Annotated in this window: 17 protein-coding genes; 12 read left to right on the forward strand and 5 right to left on the reverse strand. The window is 68.7% G+C overall.

All coding sequences use genetic code 11. The features are described 5' to 3' along the window. Positions 1–116: 116 nt before the first annotated feature. From F9K34_RS11240 to F9K34_RS11250, 3 genes are read left to right on the forward strand one after another with little or no spacing between them, the layout of a single operon-like run. Entirely contained in the window at positions 117–1,091 is a 975-nt protein-coding gene (locus tag F9K34_RS11240; RefSeq protein ID WP_291337058.1) for a DMT family transporter, read from the forward strand. Between the two features lie 51 nt (positions 1,092–1,142). Next, on the forward strand, positions 1,143–1,775 hold the full coding sequence (locus F9K34_RS11245) for an HAD family hydrolase (RefSeq protein ID WP_436405736.1): 633 nt from the start codon (positions 1,143–1,145) through the stop codon (positions 1,773–1,775). Continuing rightward, positions 1,772–2,686 carry an ornithine cyclodeaminase family protein gene (locus F9K34_RS11250; protein WP_291337060.1) on the forward strand — a complete coding sequence of 305 codons (915 nt, stop codon included), beginning with the start codon at positions 1,772–1,774 and terminating at the stop codon, positions 2,684–2,686. Before F9K34_RS11245 ends, F9K34_RS11250 begins: the two co-directional genes overlap by 4 nt. 62 nt (positions 2,687–2,748) lie before the next feature. Here the strand turns inward: F9K34_RS11250 and F9K34_RS11255 are convergent, their stop codons facing one another. Next, a complete protein-coding gene (locus F9K34_RS11255) occupies positions 2,749–3,990 on the reverse strand; it encodes an MFS transporter (RefSeq protein ID WP_291337061.1) in 1,242 nt (413 codons plus the stop codon). 138 nt (positions 3,991–4,128) lie between these two features. On the opposite strand from F9K34_RS11255, the gene zapE reads away from it, so the two are divergent. Then, positions 4,129–5,223 carry a cell division protein ZapE gene (gene zapE, locus F9K34_RS11260; protein WP_291337062.1) on the forward strand — a complete coding sequence of 365 codons (1,095 nt, stop codon included), beginning with the start codon at positions 4,129–4,131 and terminating at the stop codon, positions 5,221–5,223. Between the two features lie 6 nt (positions 5,224–5,229). Here zapE and F9K34_RS11265 read toward each other — a convergent pair whose 3' ends face one another. Next, the gene (locus F9K34_RS11265) at positions 5,230–6,108 is read right to left on the reverse strand and encodes a LysR family transcriptional regulator (RefSeq protein WP_291337063.1); all 879 of its coding nucleotides are present in this window, start codon (positions 6,106–6,108) and stop codon (positions 5,230–5,232) included. Between the two features lie 80 nt (positions 6,109–6,188). On the opposite strand from F9K34_RS11265, the gene F9K34_RS11270 reads away from it, so the two are divergent. The 3 genes from F9K34_RS11270 to uvrC all read left to right on the forward strand — a co-directional run bounded on the left by F9K34_RS11270 (position 6,189) and on the right by uvrC (position 10,138). After that, on the forward strand, positions 6,189–6,989 hold the full coding sequence (locus tag F9K34_RS11270; protein WP_291337064.1) for a S49 family peptidase: 801 nt from the start codon (positions 6,189–6,191) through the stop codon (positions 6,987–6,989). 168 nt (positions 6,990–7,157) lie between these two features. Beyond that, positions 7,158–7,937 carry an SDR family oxidoreductase gene (locus tag F9K34_RS11275; RefSeq protein WP_291337065.1) on the forward strand — a complete coding sequence of 260 codons (780 nt, stop codon included), beginning with the start codon at positions 7,158–7,160 and terminating at the stop codon, positions 7,935–7,937. A 344-nt stretch (positions 7,938–8,281) separates the two neighbouring features. Beyond that, positions 8,282–10,138, forward strand: a complete 1,857-nt coding sequence (uvrC, locus tag F9K34_RS11280; protein WP_436405737.1) for an excinuclease ABC subunit UvrC — start codon at positions 8,282–8,284, stop codon at positions 10,136–10,138. 34 nt (positions 10,139–10,172) lie between these two features. On the opposite strand, the gene F9K34_RS11285 is transcribed toward uvrC, so the two are convergent. After that, the gene (locus tag F9K34_RS11285; RefSeq protein WP_291337066.1) at positions 10,173–10,859 is read right to left on the reverse strand and encodes a FadR/GntR family transcriptional regulator; all 687 of its coding nucleotides are present in this window, start codon (positions 10,857–10,859) and stop codon (positions 10,173–10,175) included. Positions 10,860–10,941: 82 nt separating this feature from the next. Between F9K34_RS11285 and F9K34_RS11290 the strand changes: the two genes are divergently transcribed. From F9K34_RS11290 to F9K34_RS11310, 5 genes are all read left to right on the forward strand, one after another. Then, entirely contained in the window at positions 10,942–11,691 is a 750-nt protein-coding gene (locus tag F9K34_RS11290; protein ID WP_291337067.1) for a sulfite exporter TauE/SafE family protein, read from the forward strand. Between the two features lie 87 nt (positions 11,692–11,778). After that, positions 11,779–12,891 (forward strand): cystathionine gamma-lyase, encoded by a 1,113-nt coding sequence (locus F9K34_RS11295; RefSeq protein WP_291337068.1) that lies wholly within the window; start codon positions 11,779–11,781, stop codon positions 12,889–12,891. Between the two features lie 52 nt (positions 12,892–12,943). Beyond that, the gene (gene pgsA, locus F9K34_RS11300; protein WP_291337069.1) at positions 12,944–13,609 is read left to right on the forward strand and encodes a CDP-diacylglycerol--glycerol-3-phosphate 3-phosphatidyltransferase; all 666 of its coding nucleotides are present in this window, start codon (positions 12,944–12,946) and stop codon (positions 13,607–13,609) included. Beyond that, on the forward strand, positions 13,606–13,854 hold the full coding sequence (gene moaD / locus F9K34_RS11305; protein ID WP_291337070.1) for a molybdopterin converting factor subunit 1: 249 nt from the start codon (positions 13,606–13,608) through the stop codon (positions 13,852–13,854). The genes pgsA and moaD overlap by 4 nt, the downstream gene beginning before the upstream one ends. A gap of 3 nt (positions 13,855–13,857) precedes the next feature. Then, entirely contained in the window at positions 13,858–14,298 is a 441-nt protein-coding gene (locus F9K34_RS11310) for a molybdenum cofactor biosynthesis protein MoaE (RefSeq protein ID WP_291337071.1), read from the forward strand. Between the two features lie 10 nt (positions 14,299–14,308). On the opposite strand, the gene F9K34_RS11315 is transcribed toward F9K34_RS11310, so the two are convergent. Beyond that, positions 14,309–14,635, reverse strand: a complete 327-nt coding sequence (locus F9K34_RS11315) for a hypothetical protein (protein ID WP_291337072.1) — start codon at positions 14,633–14,635, stop codon at positions 14,309–14,311. 89 nt (positions 14,636–14,724) lie between these two features. Then, positions 14,725–16,494 (reverse strand): OmpA family protein (locus F9K34_RS11320; RefSeq protein WP_291337073.1); only part of this gene is annotated, 1,770 nt, incomplete at its 5' end.

Here is a 16,494-nt window from a genome sequence, read left to right on the forward strand (position 1 = left end):
GCGCTCGACCGGGCGCTTCGAGCGGCGGCGCGGTAACGGGCTGCCGACGGCACTTCGCTTGCCGCGATGTCGCGGGCGGGACAGACGGGCCTCGACCGGGCTGGCAGAGCCAAGGCATGACAACGCTCGACCCGACCAATGCCGAGGCGCGAACCCGGATCATCGGTGTGCTCTGCATCGTGGGCGGAATGCTGTTCTTTTCGCTCAACGACATGGGAATCAAGTTCCTGAGCGGCGCCTATGCGCTCCACCAGGTCGTCCTGATCCGCACGCTCATCGCCCTGACGGTCCTGCTCGCCTTCGTGATGCCGCTGCAGGGCGGCTTCAGTGGGCTCAGGACGCGTCGGCTGCGCGTGCATCTCCTGCGCGGGGTCTTCGTCGTCCTCGCCAACATGCTCTTCTTCGTCGCGCTGGCCGCGATGCCCCTGGCCGAGGCCGTCGCGATCTCCTTCGTGAGCCCCCTGCTGATCACCGCCCTGTCCGTACTCCTCCTCGGGGAAATGGTGGGCCCGCGCCGCTGGCTCGCCGTCGGCATCGGCCTTCTCGGCGTCTTGGTCATCCTCCGGCCGGGAACGGAGGCGTTCCGCCCGGTGGCGATCCTGCCGCTCCTCGGCGCGGTGGCCTATGCGATGGTCAACATCCTCACCCGCCGGCTCGGCGGCACGGAAAGCGCGGTCACGCTCGCCTTCTACATCCAGATCACCTTCGTCGCGGTCTCGGCGGCGATGGGTCTCGGCGTGGGCCACGGGCGTTACGCGGGCACCGGCGATGCCTCGCTCGACTTCCTCCTGCGCGCCTGGATCTGGCCCGAGCCGGGCGACTGGCCGATCCTCGCCATGCTCGGCGTCTCGGCGGCGATCGGCTCGCTCCTCGTCGCGCAGGGCTACCGGCTCTGCGAGGCCGCCCTTGCCGCCCCTTTCGAGTACACCGCCATGCCGCTTGCCGTCTTCTGGGGCGTCGTCGTCTTTGGCGACTGGCCCGACCCGGTCTCCTGGACGGGGATCGCCCTCATCCTCGCTGGCGGGCTCTATCTCATCTGGCGCGAGACGCGCCGCGGCCTCGAGACCGAGGGCCCGCGCGCGCGGCGTTGATCGGGGGTTTCCTTTCCCGGCGCACCCGCTAGGTTGGCTCGGACCAAGGGGATGGCAGGCATGGCAGAAGAACGGGCGGTCGTCTTCGACATCGGCAATGTGCTGATCGAATGGCAGCCGGAACAATTCTATGACCACGCCATCGGCCGCGAGGCCCGCACGAGGATGTTCGCCGAGGTCGACCTCCACGGGATGAACGAGGCGGTGGACCGAGGCGCCCCCTTCCGCGAGACGATCTATGCCACCGCCGCCCGCTACCCCGCGTGGGAGGCGGAGATCCGGCTCTGGCACGACAACTGGATCGACATGGCCTCGCCCGCCATCCCGCATTCGGTGCGGCTCCTGCAGGCCCTGAAGGCCAGGGGCGTCCCGGTCTTCGCGCTGACGAACTTCGGGGACGATACCTTCGCCTTCGCCGAGCGCCATTACCCGTTCCTCGGCGAATTCGACCGGGCCTTCGTCTCCGGCCGGCTGCGCATGACCAAGCCCGACCCCGCGATCTACGCCGCCGTCGAGGCCGGAACCGGCCGCACCGGGCCCGAGCTTCTCTTCACCGACGACCGGGCCGACAACATCGCGGTCGCCGTTGCGCGCGGCTGGGCGACGCATCATTTCGACGGCCCTGCCGGGCTGGCGGCAAGGCTGGTGGCGGAGGGGTTCCTGACGCGGGAGGAAGCGGCATGACGATCGAGATCGTCGGTCCCGAGGTCGAGGGCAGGCTCGACTGGATCGCCCTGACCGAGGCTATCGAGGCCGGCCACCGCCTGCCCCGCGCGGAGGTTGCCGACACCATCCTGCGCCGGGGGGCGGACACGCTGCTTACCCGCTCCGCCTGGATCGACGGGCTCGGGCTCGCGGTCAAGGCGGCCTCGATCTTTCCGGGCAACGTGCGCCGTGGCCTCCCTGCGATCAGCGGCGCGGTGAACCTGCTGTCCGACGCCTCGGGCGAACTGGAGGCGCTCGTGGACTTCCGGCTCGTGACCAAGTGGAAGACGGCCGGCGACAGCCTGCTTGCCGCCCGTCGGCTCGCGCGCAAGGACGCGCGCGCCATCCTGATCGTCGGCGCCGGCGCCGTGGCGCATTCCCTGGTGGAGGCGTATTCGGCAGGCTTTCCGGGCGCCCGCTTCAGCGTCTGGGCGCGCAACCCCGACGCCGCGCGGACCTTTGCCGAGGCAACCGGCGCGACGCCCGTGGCCGACCTCGCCGCCGCCGTCGGCGCCGCCGACATCGTCACCAGCGCGACGATGGCGACCGAACCCCTCATCAGGGGCGCATGGCTCAGGCCCGGCACCCACCTCGACCTCATCGGCGCCTACCGGCCCGACATGCGCGAGGCCGACAGCGACTGCTTCCGCCGCGCCCGGGTCTTCTGCGATTCCCGCGCGACCACGGTCCACCACATCGGCGAGTTCATCACCCCGCTGGCCGAAGGCGCGATCACCGAGGCGGACATCGTCGCGGACTACTACGACCTTGCCTCGAGCGCCTTCGCGCGCCGGTCAGACGACGAGATCACGCTCTGCAAGAACGGCGGCGGCGCGCATCTCGACCTGATGACGGCGCGCTACATCCTCGGGGTCGCGCGCGGGGCCTGATCCCTTGCGGCCTGGCCCACATGCGTCGGGGCCGCGGCGGTGGTGAATCCGCCGCCGTCGCTTCAGGCCGGCAGCGCGGCCCCCATGCGGTGCTCGCGGATCGGCAGATGGACGATCGCCGAAAAGGCCCCGACCCCGACCCCGATCCACCAGACCAGCGTGTAGTCGCCGTAGATATCGTACATCCGCCCGCCGAGCCACACGCCGAGGAAGCCGCCGATCTGGTGGCTGAGAAAGACGATGCCGTAGAGCGTGCCCATGTAGCGCAGTCCGTAGATATGCGCGACAAGCCCGCTCGTCAGCGGCACCGTGGCGAGCCAGAGCGCCCCCATGAGGAGCGAGAAGATGAGCACGGAGGCGGGCGTGATCGGCATCAGGATGAAGACCGCCGCCACCACGGTGCGCGCGAGGTAGATGCCGGCGAGAAGGTATTTCTTCGTGTATCGCTTGCCGAGCCAGCCCGCGGTGATCGAGCCGACGATGTTCGCCATCCCTATGACCGAGATCGCGATGGCACCCAAGGCCGAGGTCGTCGTGATCCCGAGTGCCGCGAGCATGCCCCCCGGCGCGATCGCACCGCACATCTCGGTCACCATCGCCGGGAAATGCGCGGTGATGAAGGCGAGTTGGTAGCCGCAGGAGAAGAAGCCGAGGAAGATGAGGATGTAGGACGGATCGCGGAACGCCTTCAGCAGAACCTCTCCCATCGACTCTTCCAGTTCCGCCCGGCTCGCCCGTTCCGGCGCCCGCATCATCGGCAGTGCGAAGAGGCTGAGCAGGATCACGGCGGCGAAGATCATGAAGACGGCCGGCCAGGCGTAGTGGCCCAGGAGGATCTCGGCCACGGGCGCCCCGAACACCTGACCCGCGGACCCCGCCGCCGTGGCGATGCCAAGCGCCAGCGACCGGTTCTCGGCGCTCGCCGCGCGGCCGACGACAGCGAGGATCACGCCGAAACCGGTGCCGGCGATGCCGAATCCCACGAGGATTTCCAGAAGCTGCATCTGGCCGGGCGTCACCGCGAAGGCCGAAAGGACCAGTCCGGCGGCATAGAAGAGCGCCCCTGCGACGATCGCGCGGCGGTCGCCGAACCTCTCGGCGAGCGCGCCGAAGATCGGCTGGCCGATCCCCCAGGCAAGGTTCTGGACCGCGATGGCGAGCGAGAACTCCGCGCGCGGCCAGCCGAACTCGGCGGCGATCGGGATCTGGAAGACACCGAAACTCGCGCGGATCGCGAAACCCAGCATAATGATGACACACCCGCCGATCAGCACGGGGGTGAAGAGGGGGGCGCGCGCGGACATGCCGGGGTCTCCTTTCGAACCAGGCGAGATAGCCCCCGGCCGGAAGCGCCGTCAAATCGAGAATTGTGATCGCGACAATTCCGGACCGCCCGTCGGCTCGGGCTTTTCCTCGCCCCCGCGCCGCGCTATCGGGCGTGCATGGCCGAGACGCTGACCGAGATCTACGACCGGATGACGCACGAGGGGGGGCTCCGCCAGGACGCCGCCCAGCGCGCGATCCTGCCGGAGCTCGAGCGCATTCGCGGCGGTCTCGAAGAGGCTAACGGGAAGAAGCGCGGACTTCTCGGCGGCCTCTTCGCGAGGGCGCCTGAGCCCGTGAGGGGCCTCTACCTCTGGGGCGGGGTCGGGCGTGGCAAGTCGATGCTGATGGACCTCTTCCACGGCCATGTGGCGATCGAGGCCAAGCGCCGCGTGCATTTCCACGCCTTCATGCAGGAGGTGCAGGCCGCCCTGCACGCCGCCCGCAAGACCGGGGTCGACGACGCGATCCGGCCCGTGGCCGAAGACATCGCCGGCAAGCTCCGGCTGCTCAGCTTCGACGAGATGCAGATCACCGACATCGCCGACGCGATGATCGTGGGCCGCCTCTTCCAGATGCTCTTCGACCGTGGCGTGACGGTCGTCACCACGTCGAACCGCGTGCCCGACGATCTCTACAAGGACGGGCTGAACCGGCCGCTCTTTCTTCCCTTCATCCAGCTCCTGAAGGAGCGGATGGTCGTCCGCGAACTGGAGAGCGAGACGGACTACCGCCAGCACCGGCTCCAGGGGGCGCAGGTGTGGTTCACGCCCGCCGGTCCGGATGCGCGCGCGGCGATCTCGCGTATCTGGCTGGAACTGACCGGCGGCGGGGCCGACAGCCAGCTCAGCCTCCAGGTCAAGGGGCGCGAGGTGGTCCTGCGGGAGTATCACGCCGGCGTTGCCCGCGTGTCGTTCTGGGAACTGTGCGGCCGCCCCCTCGGACCGGCCGACTACCTTGCCATCGCCGCGGCGCTCCGGGTGCTGATCCTCGAGGACATTCCGCATCTCTCGGCCGAGAACTATAACGAGGCGAAACGCTTCGTCACCCTCATCGACGCGCTCTACGAGGCGAAGGTGCGGCTGATCTGCTCGGCGGCCGACGAACCCGAACGGCTCTACATCGAGGGCGAGGGCGCCTTCGAGTTCGAGCGCACGGCAAGCCGGCTCAGGGAAATGCAGGGCGTCGAATGGGGCGGCGGCGCAGGGCGCTGACCGCACTCAGCTCCGTGCCAGCTTGCGTGCCTGGTCGAGGAGCGCGTCCACGACCGGCCGGTGCGGTTCACGCGGGTCGGCGATGAGCCCGACAAGGTGGCTCGCGTCGGGCGCCACGATCGGGATCGATTTCACCCCCGCCCCGTGCATCTCGGCAAGAGTCGCGGCCACGATGGCGACCCACTGACCCGTCCGCACATGGGAGATGAGCGCGATCGAGGAGTTCGCCTCCACCCGCGCCCGCACGCTGGCCCCGGCCTCGCCGAGGTGGCGGTTGACGATCCGCCGGTTCTGCATGTCGCCGGTCAGGAGGCAGAGCGGCAGGGTCGCCACCTCGGCCCAGGGGACCGAGTTGCGCCCGGCGAGGGCAGAGCCTTCGGCGACGAGCAGACAGTAGCCCTCTCGGTAGAGCGGAACCCGCGCGACGCGCCCCAGCGGCTCGTTTTCGAGGTAGGTGATCCCGGCATCGAGGTCCAGCCGCTCAATGCCAGCGAGGATCTCGACTGAGGTGCGCGACAGGAGCGTGAGATCGACGTTCGGATTGGCGGCGAGAAAGGGGGCGGTGAGCCGCGCGATCATCGGCAGCGCCGTCGGGATGACGCCGATCCGGAGGTTGCCCGAGAGCCCGTGCCGCCGCGCCCGCATCTCCTCGCGCAGGGCGCGCGCATCCCCGACGATCCGGAGCGCCCAGTCGAGCACACGGTGGCCCTCGGGCGTCAGTCCCTTGAAGCGCGAGCCGCGGAACACGAGCTGCACGCCAAGCTGCTCCTCCAGCTGGCGGATGGCCGAAGAAAGCGTCGGCTGCGTCACGCCCATGGTCTCGGCCGCGCGGCCGAAGTGGCGTTCATTGGCGAGCGCGATGAACATTTCAAGCTTGTCGATCATGGCCGGAGCCTATCCCGCCGGGACCGGCCGCGAAAGGGCGGGCTATTGTCGCCCGCGCGCCCCCGGATTACATCGGGGGCATGGCAGCGTTCATCCCCTTCCTGAAGTCTCCCCCCCGTGTCGCAGTGCTGCGCCTGCAGGGGATGATCGTCGCCGGCGGTCGCATGAGCGGCGGGCTCAGCGACGCGGCGCTCGCCCCGGTGGTCGAGAAGGCGTTCCGCAAGGGCCGGCCCGTCGCCGTGGCGCTCGCCGTCAATTCCCCAGGTGGTTCGCCGGTGCAGTCTGCGCTCATCGCCGCGCGGATTCGGCGGCTGGCCGAGGAGAAGAAGCTGCCGGTCCACGCCTTCGTGGAGGATGTGGCGGCATCGGGCGGCTACTGGCTGGCCACCGCCGCGGACGACATCTGGGTCGATGCGAGCTCCGTCGTCGGTTCCATCGGCGTGATCTCGGCCGGCTTCGGCTTCCCGGAGTTCCTCGCCCGCCACGGGATCGAGCGCCGCGTCCACACCGCCGGCCGGTCCAAGAGCTTTCTCGACCCGTTCCGGCCCGAGAAGGCTGAAGACGTGGCGCGTCTCATGGCGATTCTCGATCCCGTCCACGAGGCGTTCAAGGCACAGGTGCGCAGCCGGCGCGGCGGAAGGCTCGCCTCCGGCGACCTCTTCACGGGGGATATCTGGGTCGGCCAGGCGGCCGTCGATCAGGGGTTGGCCGACGGGCTTGGCCACATGGTACCGAAGCTGAAGGCGCTTTACGGCGACAAGGTGCGGCTCGTGCCCTATGGCGTGAAGAAGCCCTTCCTGCAGCGCTTCGGCGGGCGCTTGCTCGGCGCGGCGATGGACGAGATCGAGGAGCGCGCGCTCTGGGCGCGCTACGGGGTCTGACATGGTCAAGGTGGTCACGCTCCTTCTCGTTTTCCTCGCGGCGCTCGCGGTCTTCGGACGGCTGAGGTTCCCCCGGCCCGGTCGGCGGCGGCTTGGCGCGGCGCGTTGCCCTGCCTGCGGCCGGCCTCGCATCGGCACCACACCCTGTCCCTGCGGCGGAAAGGCGTGATGCGGCGCGCGCTGGTCACCGGCGCGGCGCGGCGGCTTGGCCGGTCCATGGCGCTTCACCTCGCGGGCCGCGGCATCGATGTCGCCATCCACTACGCGAGTTCGGCCGAGGATGCGGAAGTCACCGCCGCCGAAGCGCGCGCGCTCGGCGCCAGGGCCGAGACGTTGCGCGCCGATCTCCTGCAGGAGGCCGAGAGCCGCGCGCTCGTCGTCCGGGCGGCCGCAGCACTCGGCGGGCCCATCGACCTTCTGGTCAACAACGCCTCCATCTTCGAGTACGACACGATCCGCACCGGCACCCGCGAGAGCTGGGACCGGCACATCGAATCGAACCTTCGCGCCCCCGTCGCGCTGACGCAGGACTTCGCGGCCCAGGCGCCGAAGGCCGTGCGGCAGGCCGATGGCTCCGCGCTTGCGCAGGGGCTGGTCGTCAACATGCTCGACCAGCGGGTGCTGAAGCTCACGCCGGAATTCATGTCCTACACCGTGGCCAAGATGGGTCTATGGGCCTTCACCCAGACCGCCGCCCGCGCACTCGCCCCCCATATCCGCGTCAACGCCATCGGCCCGGGCACGACGCTTCCGGGCGCCCGACAGACCGCGGAACACTTCCATGGGCAGCGTGCCAGTTCGGTCCTGGAGCGCGGCGCCGACCCGGAGGACATCTGTGCGGCACTTGGCTATCTGATCGATGCCCGCGCCGTCACCGGGCAATTGATCTGCGTCGATGGGGGCCAGCATCTGGGCTGGAAGACGCCCGACATTTTGGGTGTGGACTAGCGAAAAACCGGCCCGAAACGCTTGGCCGGGCTTGACTTGTCCACTTGTAACGCGGCCGTGACAAATGCGTGACGATTCTCCCAATGGTTTCAGTGATTTGCCTGCAGGTCGGAAAATATTGCCGCGTTTTCAATTGGTTGCCAGATTGCCTAAAAATTAGGCAACTCAACGAAGCCAGCCGAATACAAGGAAAATTTCCCCGCGCCCAATTCTTTTCGACAGAGTTATCCACATCTTCCGTGGACAGGATTTCACTTGCCTTTGGCCACGCAAGGTTGCAGCCGAAGACAGGAATCGGCGGCGATGCAGGGATCGCGGGAAGAGGGCGTTTCGAGATGGTCGAGATGACGCAAGGTAAGCTTTCGGGGCACGCGCTCATCCAGTCGTACCTCAAGACCCTGACCGCGCAACCGGGGGTCTACCGCATGCTCGATCCCGAGGGGCGGGTGCTCTACGTCGGCAAGGCGCGCAACCTGAAAGCGCGGGTATCGAACTACGCCCGACCCTCGGGCCATTCGGCGCGGATTGCGCGGATGATTCATGCCACCCACGCGATGATGTTCCTGACGACGCGGACCGAGACCGAGGCGCTGCTGCTGGAGCAAAACCTCATCAAGCAGCTCAAGCCCTATTTCAACGTGCTGCTGCGCGACGACAAGTCCTTCCCGAACATCCTCGTGTCCAAGGAACACCCGTTCCCGCAAATCAAGAAGCATCGCGGCGCGAAGAAGGAGAAGGGCGACTACTACGGCCCCTTCGCCAGCGCCGGCGCGGTCAACCGGACGCTGAACCAGTTGCAGAAGGTGTTTCTGCTCCGCAACTGTTCGGACGCGATGTTCGCCAGCCGCACACGGCCCTGCCTGCTCTACCAGATCAAGCGGTGCAGCGCGCCCTGCGTGGGCCATGTCAGCGAAGCCGAGTACCGCGCGCTGGTCGCCGATGCGGAGCGCTTCCTGCGAGGCAAGTCGACGCAGGTACAGGCCAAGCTGGCCGAGGACATGGCGGCGGCCTCCGAGGCGATGGAGTTCGAGCGCGCCGCCGCCCTGCGCGATCGCATCAAGGCGCTGACGCAGGTGCAGTCGGCCCAGGGCATCAACCCGCGCGGCGTGGCCGAGGCCGATGTCGTCGCGCTGCACATGGAGGGGGGGCAGGTCTGCGTGCAGGTCTTTTTCATCCGCGCCAACCAGAGCTGGGGGAACCGCGACTTCTACCCCAAGACCGGGGCAGGCGCGGAGGCGCCCGAGGTGCTGGAGGCCTTCCTCGGCCAGTTCTACGCCGACAAGGCGCCGCCGCGCCTCATCCTCCTGTCGCACCCGATCGAGGATGCCGACCTGATGACCGAGCTTCTCAGCGACCGGGCCGGCCGCAAGGTGGAGATCGCGGTGCCACAGCGGGGCGAGAAGGCGGAACTGGTCGAGAACGCCGCCCGCAACGCCCGCGAGAGCCTTGGCCGCAAGATGAGCGAAAGCGCCGCGCAGTCGAAGCTTCTGGAAGGGCTTGCCGAGGCCCTCGACCTCGACGCGCCGCCGCGCCGGATCGAGGTCTACGACAACTCGCACATCATGGGCACCCATGCCGTCGGCGGGATGATCGTCGCCGGGCCCGAGGGCTTTGTCAAAAGCCAGTACCGCAAGTTCAACATCAAGGGTACGGACCTGACCCCCGGCGACGATTTCGGCATGATGAAAGAGGTGCTGACGCGCCGGTTCCAGCGCCTCCTGAAGGAAGACCCCGACCGTGACAGCGAGGCCTGGCCCGACCTCATCCTGATCGACGGCGGCGCCGGGCAGGTCTCGGCGGTGATGGAGATCATGGAGGAACTGGGCGTCGAGGACGTGCCGATCATCGGCGTCGCCAAGGGCATCGACCGCGACGCCGGCAAGGAGGAGTTCCACCGCCCCGGCAAGCCGCCGTTCGCCCTTCCGCACAACTCTCCGGTCCTCTACTTCATCCAGCGCCTGAGGGATGAGGCGCATCGCTGGGCCATCGGCGCGCATAGGGCGAAGCGCGCGAAGTCCATCGGCGCCACGCCCCTTGACGAGGTTCCCGGCATCGGCGCGGCGCGCAAGCGGGCGCTCCTACAGCATTTCGGCTCGGCCAAGGCGGTAAGCCGGGCCGGGCTCGACGACCTCAAGGCGGTGGACGGGATTTCGGCGACGATGGCACAGACGGTCTACGACTACTTCCATGCGGGCGGATAAGGACGCGCGCGCCATTGCCCCGCCGGAGGTCACGTCACCCCGCGCCCGACATGGCGGCCTCGATCGTCCTGAGATGGACCGCCATCCTTTCGGCCGCCCCGGCGGCGTCGGCGGCGGCGATCCGGTCCACGATATCCCGGTGCTGGTCGCTGTGGATCGTGCGGAATTCGTCCGCGCCGATCCTGCGATAGGTTCGGTGCCATTCCCGCTGCCAGGCGGCGCGGCGGCGCGCGCCGGACAGATAGGTCAGCAGGCCGATCAGCACCGGGTTGCGCGACACCTCCGCGACCGCCCGGTGAAAGGCGTCATCCGCCTGCTCGCACGCCGCGAGGTCGGGCGCACGGCGTCCGGCAGCAAGCCTGCCGCGCAGGTGGGCGATGTCCGGCGCATCGGCGCGGCGCGCCGCTTCGGCGGCGACCTGCGGTTCGAGAAGGATGCGCGCGCGCATCAGGTCGGGCGGCGTCGCCCCTTCGACCAGGAGCATGTCCCTGACCGGCAGGTGCCGCGGTCGCGCGCCGCGAAAGGTGCCCTGGCCGACATGCCGCCAGATCTCGCCCTCGCGCTCCAGCGTGGAAAGCCCCTTGCGCAAGGTCTCGCGGCTGCATCCCAGGCGCATCGCGAGCATGCGTTCGGCGGGCAGCCGGTCTCCCGCGTCGGGGGCCAGCTCGGCGAGAAGCCGGCGCAGCCGCGATTCGGCCGCTTCGAAGCTCAGCCTCGTCATCGGGTTCCCTTTCCAGACCAATTTGCAGACCAATACACCGCTGTGCCAGGAGAGGCCAGAACAGGACAAGGATGAGGCGCGGATGTTCGAGATTCTCCTTCTGGCCGGTGCCGGCTTCGCGGCGGGCGTGCTCAACGCCGTCGCGGGCGGCGGGACCTTCCTGACCCTGCCGGCGCTCATCCATGTCGGCATCCCGCCGGTCAGCGCCAATGCCACCGCGACGCTGACCGCGCTGCCGGGCTATCTGAGCAGCGCCTGGGCCTTCAGGAACGACATGGAGCCCGAGGGCAGCCTCGGACTGCGCGCGATCCTCGCGATCTCGGCGGTCGGCGCCATTCTCGGCGCGCTGCTGCTGATCGTGACGCCGGGGGATACGTTCCTATGGATCGTGCCCTGGCTCCTGCTTCTCGCGACGGTGCTGTTTGCGGCCGGACCTCGCCTGATCCGGCTCTTGCGCCGGCAGGGCGGCCATGCCGCCGGTCGCCTGCCATCGGCCCTCGCGATCCTCGCCGTGTCGGTCTATGGCGGATACTTCAATGGCGGGCTCGGGATCATGTTGCTCGCGGCTTTCGGCCTCATCGGCTATGCCAACCTGTACGGCATGAACGGGCTGAAGAACGTCCTGTCGGCGGTCCTGTCGCTGCTGTCGGCGCTCGCCTTCGTCGCCGCCGGCCTGATCGCCTGGGAACAGGCGCTGGTCATGGCGGCGAGCGCGGCGTTTGGCGGCTATGTCGGCGCGCGACAAAGCCGGCGGATCGCGAGGACCGACCTCTTGCGCCATTTCGTGACGGCGGTCGGGGCGATCATGACGATCCTGTTCTTCCTGCGCTGAGCATGGCACCCCTTTTCGGCGATCCTCGACGCCGTTAGGCTCTCCCTCCGGGGGCAGGGACCCCTGCCGCACAGGACGACAACCGGCATGACCGACGACAACCGCCCCTCCCGGGCCGAACTCCTCCACCTGCGCGGCAGGACATTGTCAAAGGGCGATCCGCTGGTGCCGCCGCTGACGCTCGCATCGATGTATCACCTGCCCGGCGATCCGGCGGGCCACCGGGGTTACGGTCGGTCCGACAACCCGACCTGGGAGGCGACCGAGGAGATGCTCACCCATCTCGAAGGCGCCGAGTCGGTTCTTTTCCCCTCGGGCATGGCCGCTATCGCCGCGCCGTTCTTCGCCCTCCTGTCCGCCGGGGACAGGGTGCTGCTGCCATCGGACGGCTACTACACGACCCGGCTTCTGGCCGACCGGATCCTCGCCAAGCTCGGCGTGACATTCGACCGGCGGCCCACTGCCAGCTTCGCCGAGGGGGGCTTCGCGGGCTACCGGCTGGTTTTCGTTGAGAGCCCCTCGAACCCAGGCCTCGACCTCTGCGACATCGCCGATGTGGCGCGCCAGGTCCGCGCCGCGGGCGGCCTCACCATCGTCGACAACACCACCATGACACCCTTCGGCCAGCGTCCGCTCGACCTCGGCGCCGATATCGTCGTGGCTTCGGACACGAAGGCCCCGGGCGGGCATTCCGACCTCTTGCTGGGCCATGCGGCCAGCCGCGATCCTGCGCTGATCGCGGCGCTGCGCGAGTGGCGGAAGCTCTCCGGGTCCATCCCCGGCCCGTTCGAGGCCTGGCTCCTGCACCGGAGCCTGGAGACGCTGGAGTTGCGCTTCGACCGGATGTGCGCAACGGCCGGCATGGTCGCGGAACGGCTTGCCGCGCATCCGTCCGTAAAGACCGTTCGCTACCCGGGCCTGCCCGGCGATCCCGCCCACAACCTCGCCGCGCGACAGATGCAGCGGCCGGGGTTCCTCATCGGGCTGACACTCGCCTCGGGCGAGGCGGCCGAGGCGTTCATCGCGGCCTGTCCCTTCCTCCGGCCCGCCACCTCTTTCGGAGGCGTCCACAGTTCGGCGGAACGCCGCGACCGCTGGGGCGACGCGGTAGCCGCCGGCTTCGTGCGCCTTGCCATCGGCTGCGAACCGCCGGAGGAACTCTGGCCGGCCCTCGACGGGGCGCTCGCGGCGGCGCGCTGAGCGGTCGGTCGCGCCCCTTCCAGTTGCCGCTGCCAGTCGCTAGGGTGCCAGCATGAAATGGACGATCCCGAACACGCTGACGGTCCTCCGCCTGTTCGCCGCACCCGGCGTTGCGGTGATGTTTCTCTATTTCCACCGGCCCTGGGCGGACTGGTTCGCGCTCGTCCTCTTCGTCTCCGCCGCGATCACCGACTATTTCGACGGCTACCTCGCACGGCTCTGGAAGCAGGAATCCAAGTTCGGCGCCATGCTCGACCCGATCGCCGACAAGGCGATGGTCGTCATCGCGATCATGGTGCTGACCGGCTATTCCGGGATGAACCCCTGGCTGATCCTGCCCGCGACCGTTATCCTCTTCCGCGAGGTCTTCGTCTCCGGCCTCAGGGAGTATCTTGGCGCCCGGGCCAGCTTGCTGAAGGTGACGAAGCTGGCCAAGTGGAAGACCACGGCGCAGATGATTGCCATCGCCATCCTCTTTCTCGGCACGGGGCTGGAGCATCTCGAAGGCATCGCGCGGCGGGGCCTCACCCCCGAGGAATATGCCGAGCTCGTCACCGCCGGGCTCGCGGACCCGATCCGCTCCTGCGGGGTGCGCGGCTGCTCCTCCTATGCGACCTTCGTCGGGCTCGGCTTGATCTGGATCGCGGCCGTCCTCACATTCGTCACGGGGTGGGAATACTTCCGCAAGGCCCTGCCGTTCCTCAAGGACGAAAGATGATCGACGTACTTTACTTCGCCTGGGTGCGCGAGCGCATCGGGCTGCCGCGCGAACGGGTCGAGACCTCGGCCGCGACCGTGGCCGAGCTTGTCGCGGAACTGGCGTCACGCGAAGACCGCTATGCCGCCGCCTTTGCCGACCTGCGGAGCCTGCGGGTTGCGCTCGACCAGCAGCTCGCCGATTTCTCCGCGCCGCTTGACGGCGTGCGCGAGGTCGCTTTCTTCCCGCCGATGACGGGGGGCTGAGCGGTGCAGGTGCGCGTCCAGGCCGAACCGTTCGACTATGGCGCGGAATGCGCCGGTTTCGGCGATGGCGGGCGTGACGTGGGCGCCGTCGTCACCTTTCTTGGCGTCGTCCGTGACGACAGCGGACAGCTCGCGCGGATGGAGATCGAGCACTATCCCGGGATGACCGAGAAGGCCATCGCCGCCATCGCGGAGGAGGCGCGGGCGCGCTGGAGCCTTGCGGATGTCCTTGTCGTCCACCGCCATGGGGCACTCATGCCCGGCGAGCCGATCATGATGGTTGCGACGGCCGCGCGCCATCGTGTCGCGGCCTTCGAAGCGGCGGAGTTCCTCATGGACTACCTGAAGTCCAGGGCGCCCTTCTGGAAGAAGGAGATCGGCCCGGACGGGGCGGCATGGGTTGCGGCGAAGGACGACGACGAGGACGCGCTGGCTCGGTGGTAGGCCGGGCGTCTCAACCTGCGTTCATCCGCTCGATATAGGCGCGCAGTTCCTCGGCCTCGGCCCTTGCGTCGCGCAGGCCGTCCATCGCGGCCCGCAGTTCCGCCTGCGACTGGTTGAGCCGATTCGTCAGTTCCGCCTCGCGGCTTTCGAGGAAGGTGATCGCGGCATCGCGGGTTTCCTCGGCCTCGTGCAGGTCGCGCGCCATCTTTTCCAGATCGTCCATCTCTGCCTGCGTCACACGGTTGAGGCGATGGACGAACCAGCAGGCGAACCAGCCGAGCCCGAAGGCCACGAAGAGGATGATCGCCGTGGCGATGATGAGTTCGGTTCTGTTCATGGCCCTGCTTTGGCTCTTCGCTTTCCGTCGGTCAAGCCCCGCCGATCAGGCCGCATCGGGACCTCGCGCGGGCGCATCGCCGGGGCGTCCTAACCGTCGGGCCGCTGCTTCGGCCTTAGCGTGTCGTCATCCGGCGTCATGACGACGACCGGCGTCTCGGCCCCGGCGTCCGGGGCGGCAGCGGTCGCCAACGGCTTGATCAGACGGAACTCGATCCGGCGGTTGGCCTCGCGGCCCACCTCGGTCTCGTTGTCGCCGATGGGCACCGTTTCGCCGTAGCCGGCGGCCGTCAGGTTGCCGGTAAGGACCCGCCGCTCCATCAGCGCGGCGATGACCGCCTCGGCCCGCTTCTGGCTGAGGTCGAGGTTCATCTCCTCGCGGCCCTGGGCATCGGTGTGGCCGCCCACCTCCATCGGGAAATCGGAGCACTGCTTCATCTGTTCGGCAATCCGGTCGAGCGTGCCTGCCGCATCGCGGGCGATCTGGGCCGAGCCGGGTTCGAAGTTGATCTTGTGCTCGGCGAGGGTCGCGTTGATCCCGGCCACGCAATCCTCATCCGTCGGCAGGCCGAGAAGCGGATCGAGCTTCTCGTCGTAGCGGATATCGAGCTTGAAGTTCAGCCCTTCGCCCAGTCGGCTCGACAGGATCCGGGCGACGTTGTCGGACGCCGTGGAAGAGCCGGTCACGCCGGAGACCCTGATGATCTCGGGGCGCACCTGCGCGGTGCCGCTGTCGAGTTCCGCCAGCGCCTCGAGCGCCGCGAGGACCCGCACCGGCCAGCCGGCGGGCATGTCGGGGGCGAGGCGCGTCGCCGCATGGACGGAGGCGGAGCCGAAGCGCGCCCGGGCGAAGCTGTCCACCGCATCGCGTGAGAGCGCGTCGCCGAGCCGGCCGCGCATCTCGAGCTTTCCCTCGGGCGAAAGTGTCGCGACGAATTCCGGCACCACCGGCGCGCCCGATTCCTCGGCGGGCCTGGGCGTGAGCACGGCGTGAAGCGAAAAGACCTCGGGCAGGTTCGATTCGAGTTCCCCCACCACGCGATCGAATACCTCCTGGGACACGGTCTCCGCCGCGATGAGCGAAATATCGGCATCCGAGAAGGTGATCGACCCGGCACCGAGTTCCTTCATCGCGGCGAGGCCCATCGTTACCGCGTCGGCCCACGTGGGCGTCGGCACGCCGAGGCCGATGGTGCAGGCGTTCTTGCGGGTGGCACCCGCTTCGGTCGCCGCCGCGACGATGCGGTCGCGCGCGCGCTCGTTGTCGGCCGAGCACGCATCGAAACGCGCACCCCGGTCGTCGATGAGAAAACGCAACGTGAAGGGCGTGATGACCGGCCGCGGGGCAGAGATGTCGAGCATGAGTCGAATGCCCCTCGGCGCACCGCGGCTAAGGTCCGATTCGATCCGCGCCTTCTCGGCCGCGCTGTCGGAAATCGCGGTAATCGCCACGCGATCGGCGAAGATGGAGACCTTCGAGCGCGGCAGCGTGGCCAGCGCCTTGATCCCGAAATCGAGCGCCGCCGCCCAGCCTTCGGGCACCGGATGGTCTGCGGCTTCCAGCATGTCCGTTACCTGGCCGTCGCCGGCGACTGCGGCGAGTTTCGCTGCCAGACCCTCGCGGTCGGTCGCGGTGGGGACGAGACCGATCAGCGAAATGCCGTCGCCGTTGCGGAGGATCTCGACCGTGAAGTCCGGCGCCTTCAGGGCGGCAGGATCGGCGACGCCCATCGAGTCGATCACGCGATCCGGGTCCACCACGGTCCCCGCCGCCGTCAGCGCGCGGAAGCGCTCGGCCTCGGACGGCGCGGTGCCGGCCAGCGTGATCTGCAGCCCGTCGGCCAGCACCTCGGCCCAGTC

The sequence above is a fragment of the Albidovulum sp. genome (assembly GCF_008933605.1).
GTDB lineage: Bacteria > Pseudomonadota > Alphaproteobacteria > Rhodobacterales > Rhodobacteraceae > Albidovulum.

Coding starts and splice junctions, on each gene's coding strand:
- zapE (WP_291337062.1), top strand. CDS start 4,129: ATGGCCGAGACGCTGACCGAGATCTACGACCGGATGACGCACGAGGGG.
- moaD (WP_291337070.1), top strand. CDS start 13,606: ATGATCGACGTACTTTACTTCGCCTGGGTGCGCGAGCGCATCGGGCTG.
- F9K34_RS11270 (WP_291337064.1), top strand. CDS start 6,189: ATGGCAGCGTTCATCCCCTTCCTGAAGTCTCCCCCCCGTGTCGCAGTG.
- F9K34_RS11295 (WP_291337068.1), top strand. CDS start 11,779: ATGACCGACGACAACCGCCCCTCCCGGGCCGAACTCCTCCACCTGCGC.
- uvrC (WP_436405737.1), top strand. CDS start 8,282: ATGACGCAAGGTAAGCTTTCGGGGCACGCGCTCATCCAGTCGTACCTC.
- pgsA (WP_291337069.1), top strand. CDS start 12,944: ATGAAATGGACGATCCCGAACACGCTGACGGTCCTCCGCCTGTTCGCC.
- F9K34_RS11255 (WP_291337061.1), bottom strand. CDS start 3,990: ATGTCCGCGCGCGCCCCCCTCTTCACCCCCGTGCTGATCGGCGGGTGT.
- F9K34_RS11250 (WP_291337060.1), top strand. CDS start 1,772: ATGACGATCGAGATCGTCGGTCCCGAGGTCGAGGGCAGGCTCGACTGG.
- F9K34_RS11275 (WP_291337065.1), top strand. CDS start 7,158: ATGCGGCGCGCGCTGGTCACCGGCGCGGCGCGGCGGCTTGGCCGGTCC.
- F9K34_RS11240 (WP_291337058.1), top strand. CDS start 117: ATGACAACGCTCGACCCGACCAATGCCGAGGCGCGAACCCGGATCATC.
- F9K34_RS11265 (WP_291337063.1), bottom strand. CDS start 6,108: ATGATCGACAAGCTTGAAATGTTCATCGCGCTCGCCAATGAACGCCAC.
- F9K34_RS11245 (WP_436405736.1), top strand. CDS start 1,143: ATGGCAGGCATGGCAGAAGAACGGGCGGTCGTCTTCGACATCGGCAAT.
- F9K34_RS11315 (WP_291337072.1), bottom strand. CDS start 14,635: ATGAACAGAACCGAACTCATCATCGCCACGGCGATCATCCTCTTCGTG.
- F9K34_RS11290 (WP_291337067.1), top strand. CDS start 10,942: ATGTTCGAGATTCTCCTTCTGGCCGGTGCCGGCTTCGCGGCGGGCGTG.
- F9K34_RS11285 (WP_291337066.1), bottom strand. CDS start 10,859: ATGACGAGGCTGAGCTTCGAAGCGGCCGAATCGCGGCTGCGCCGGCTT.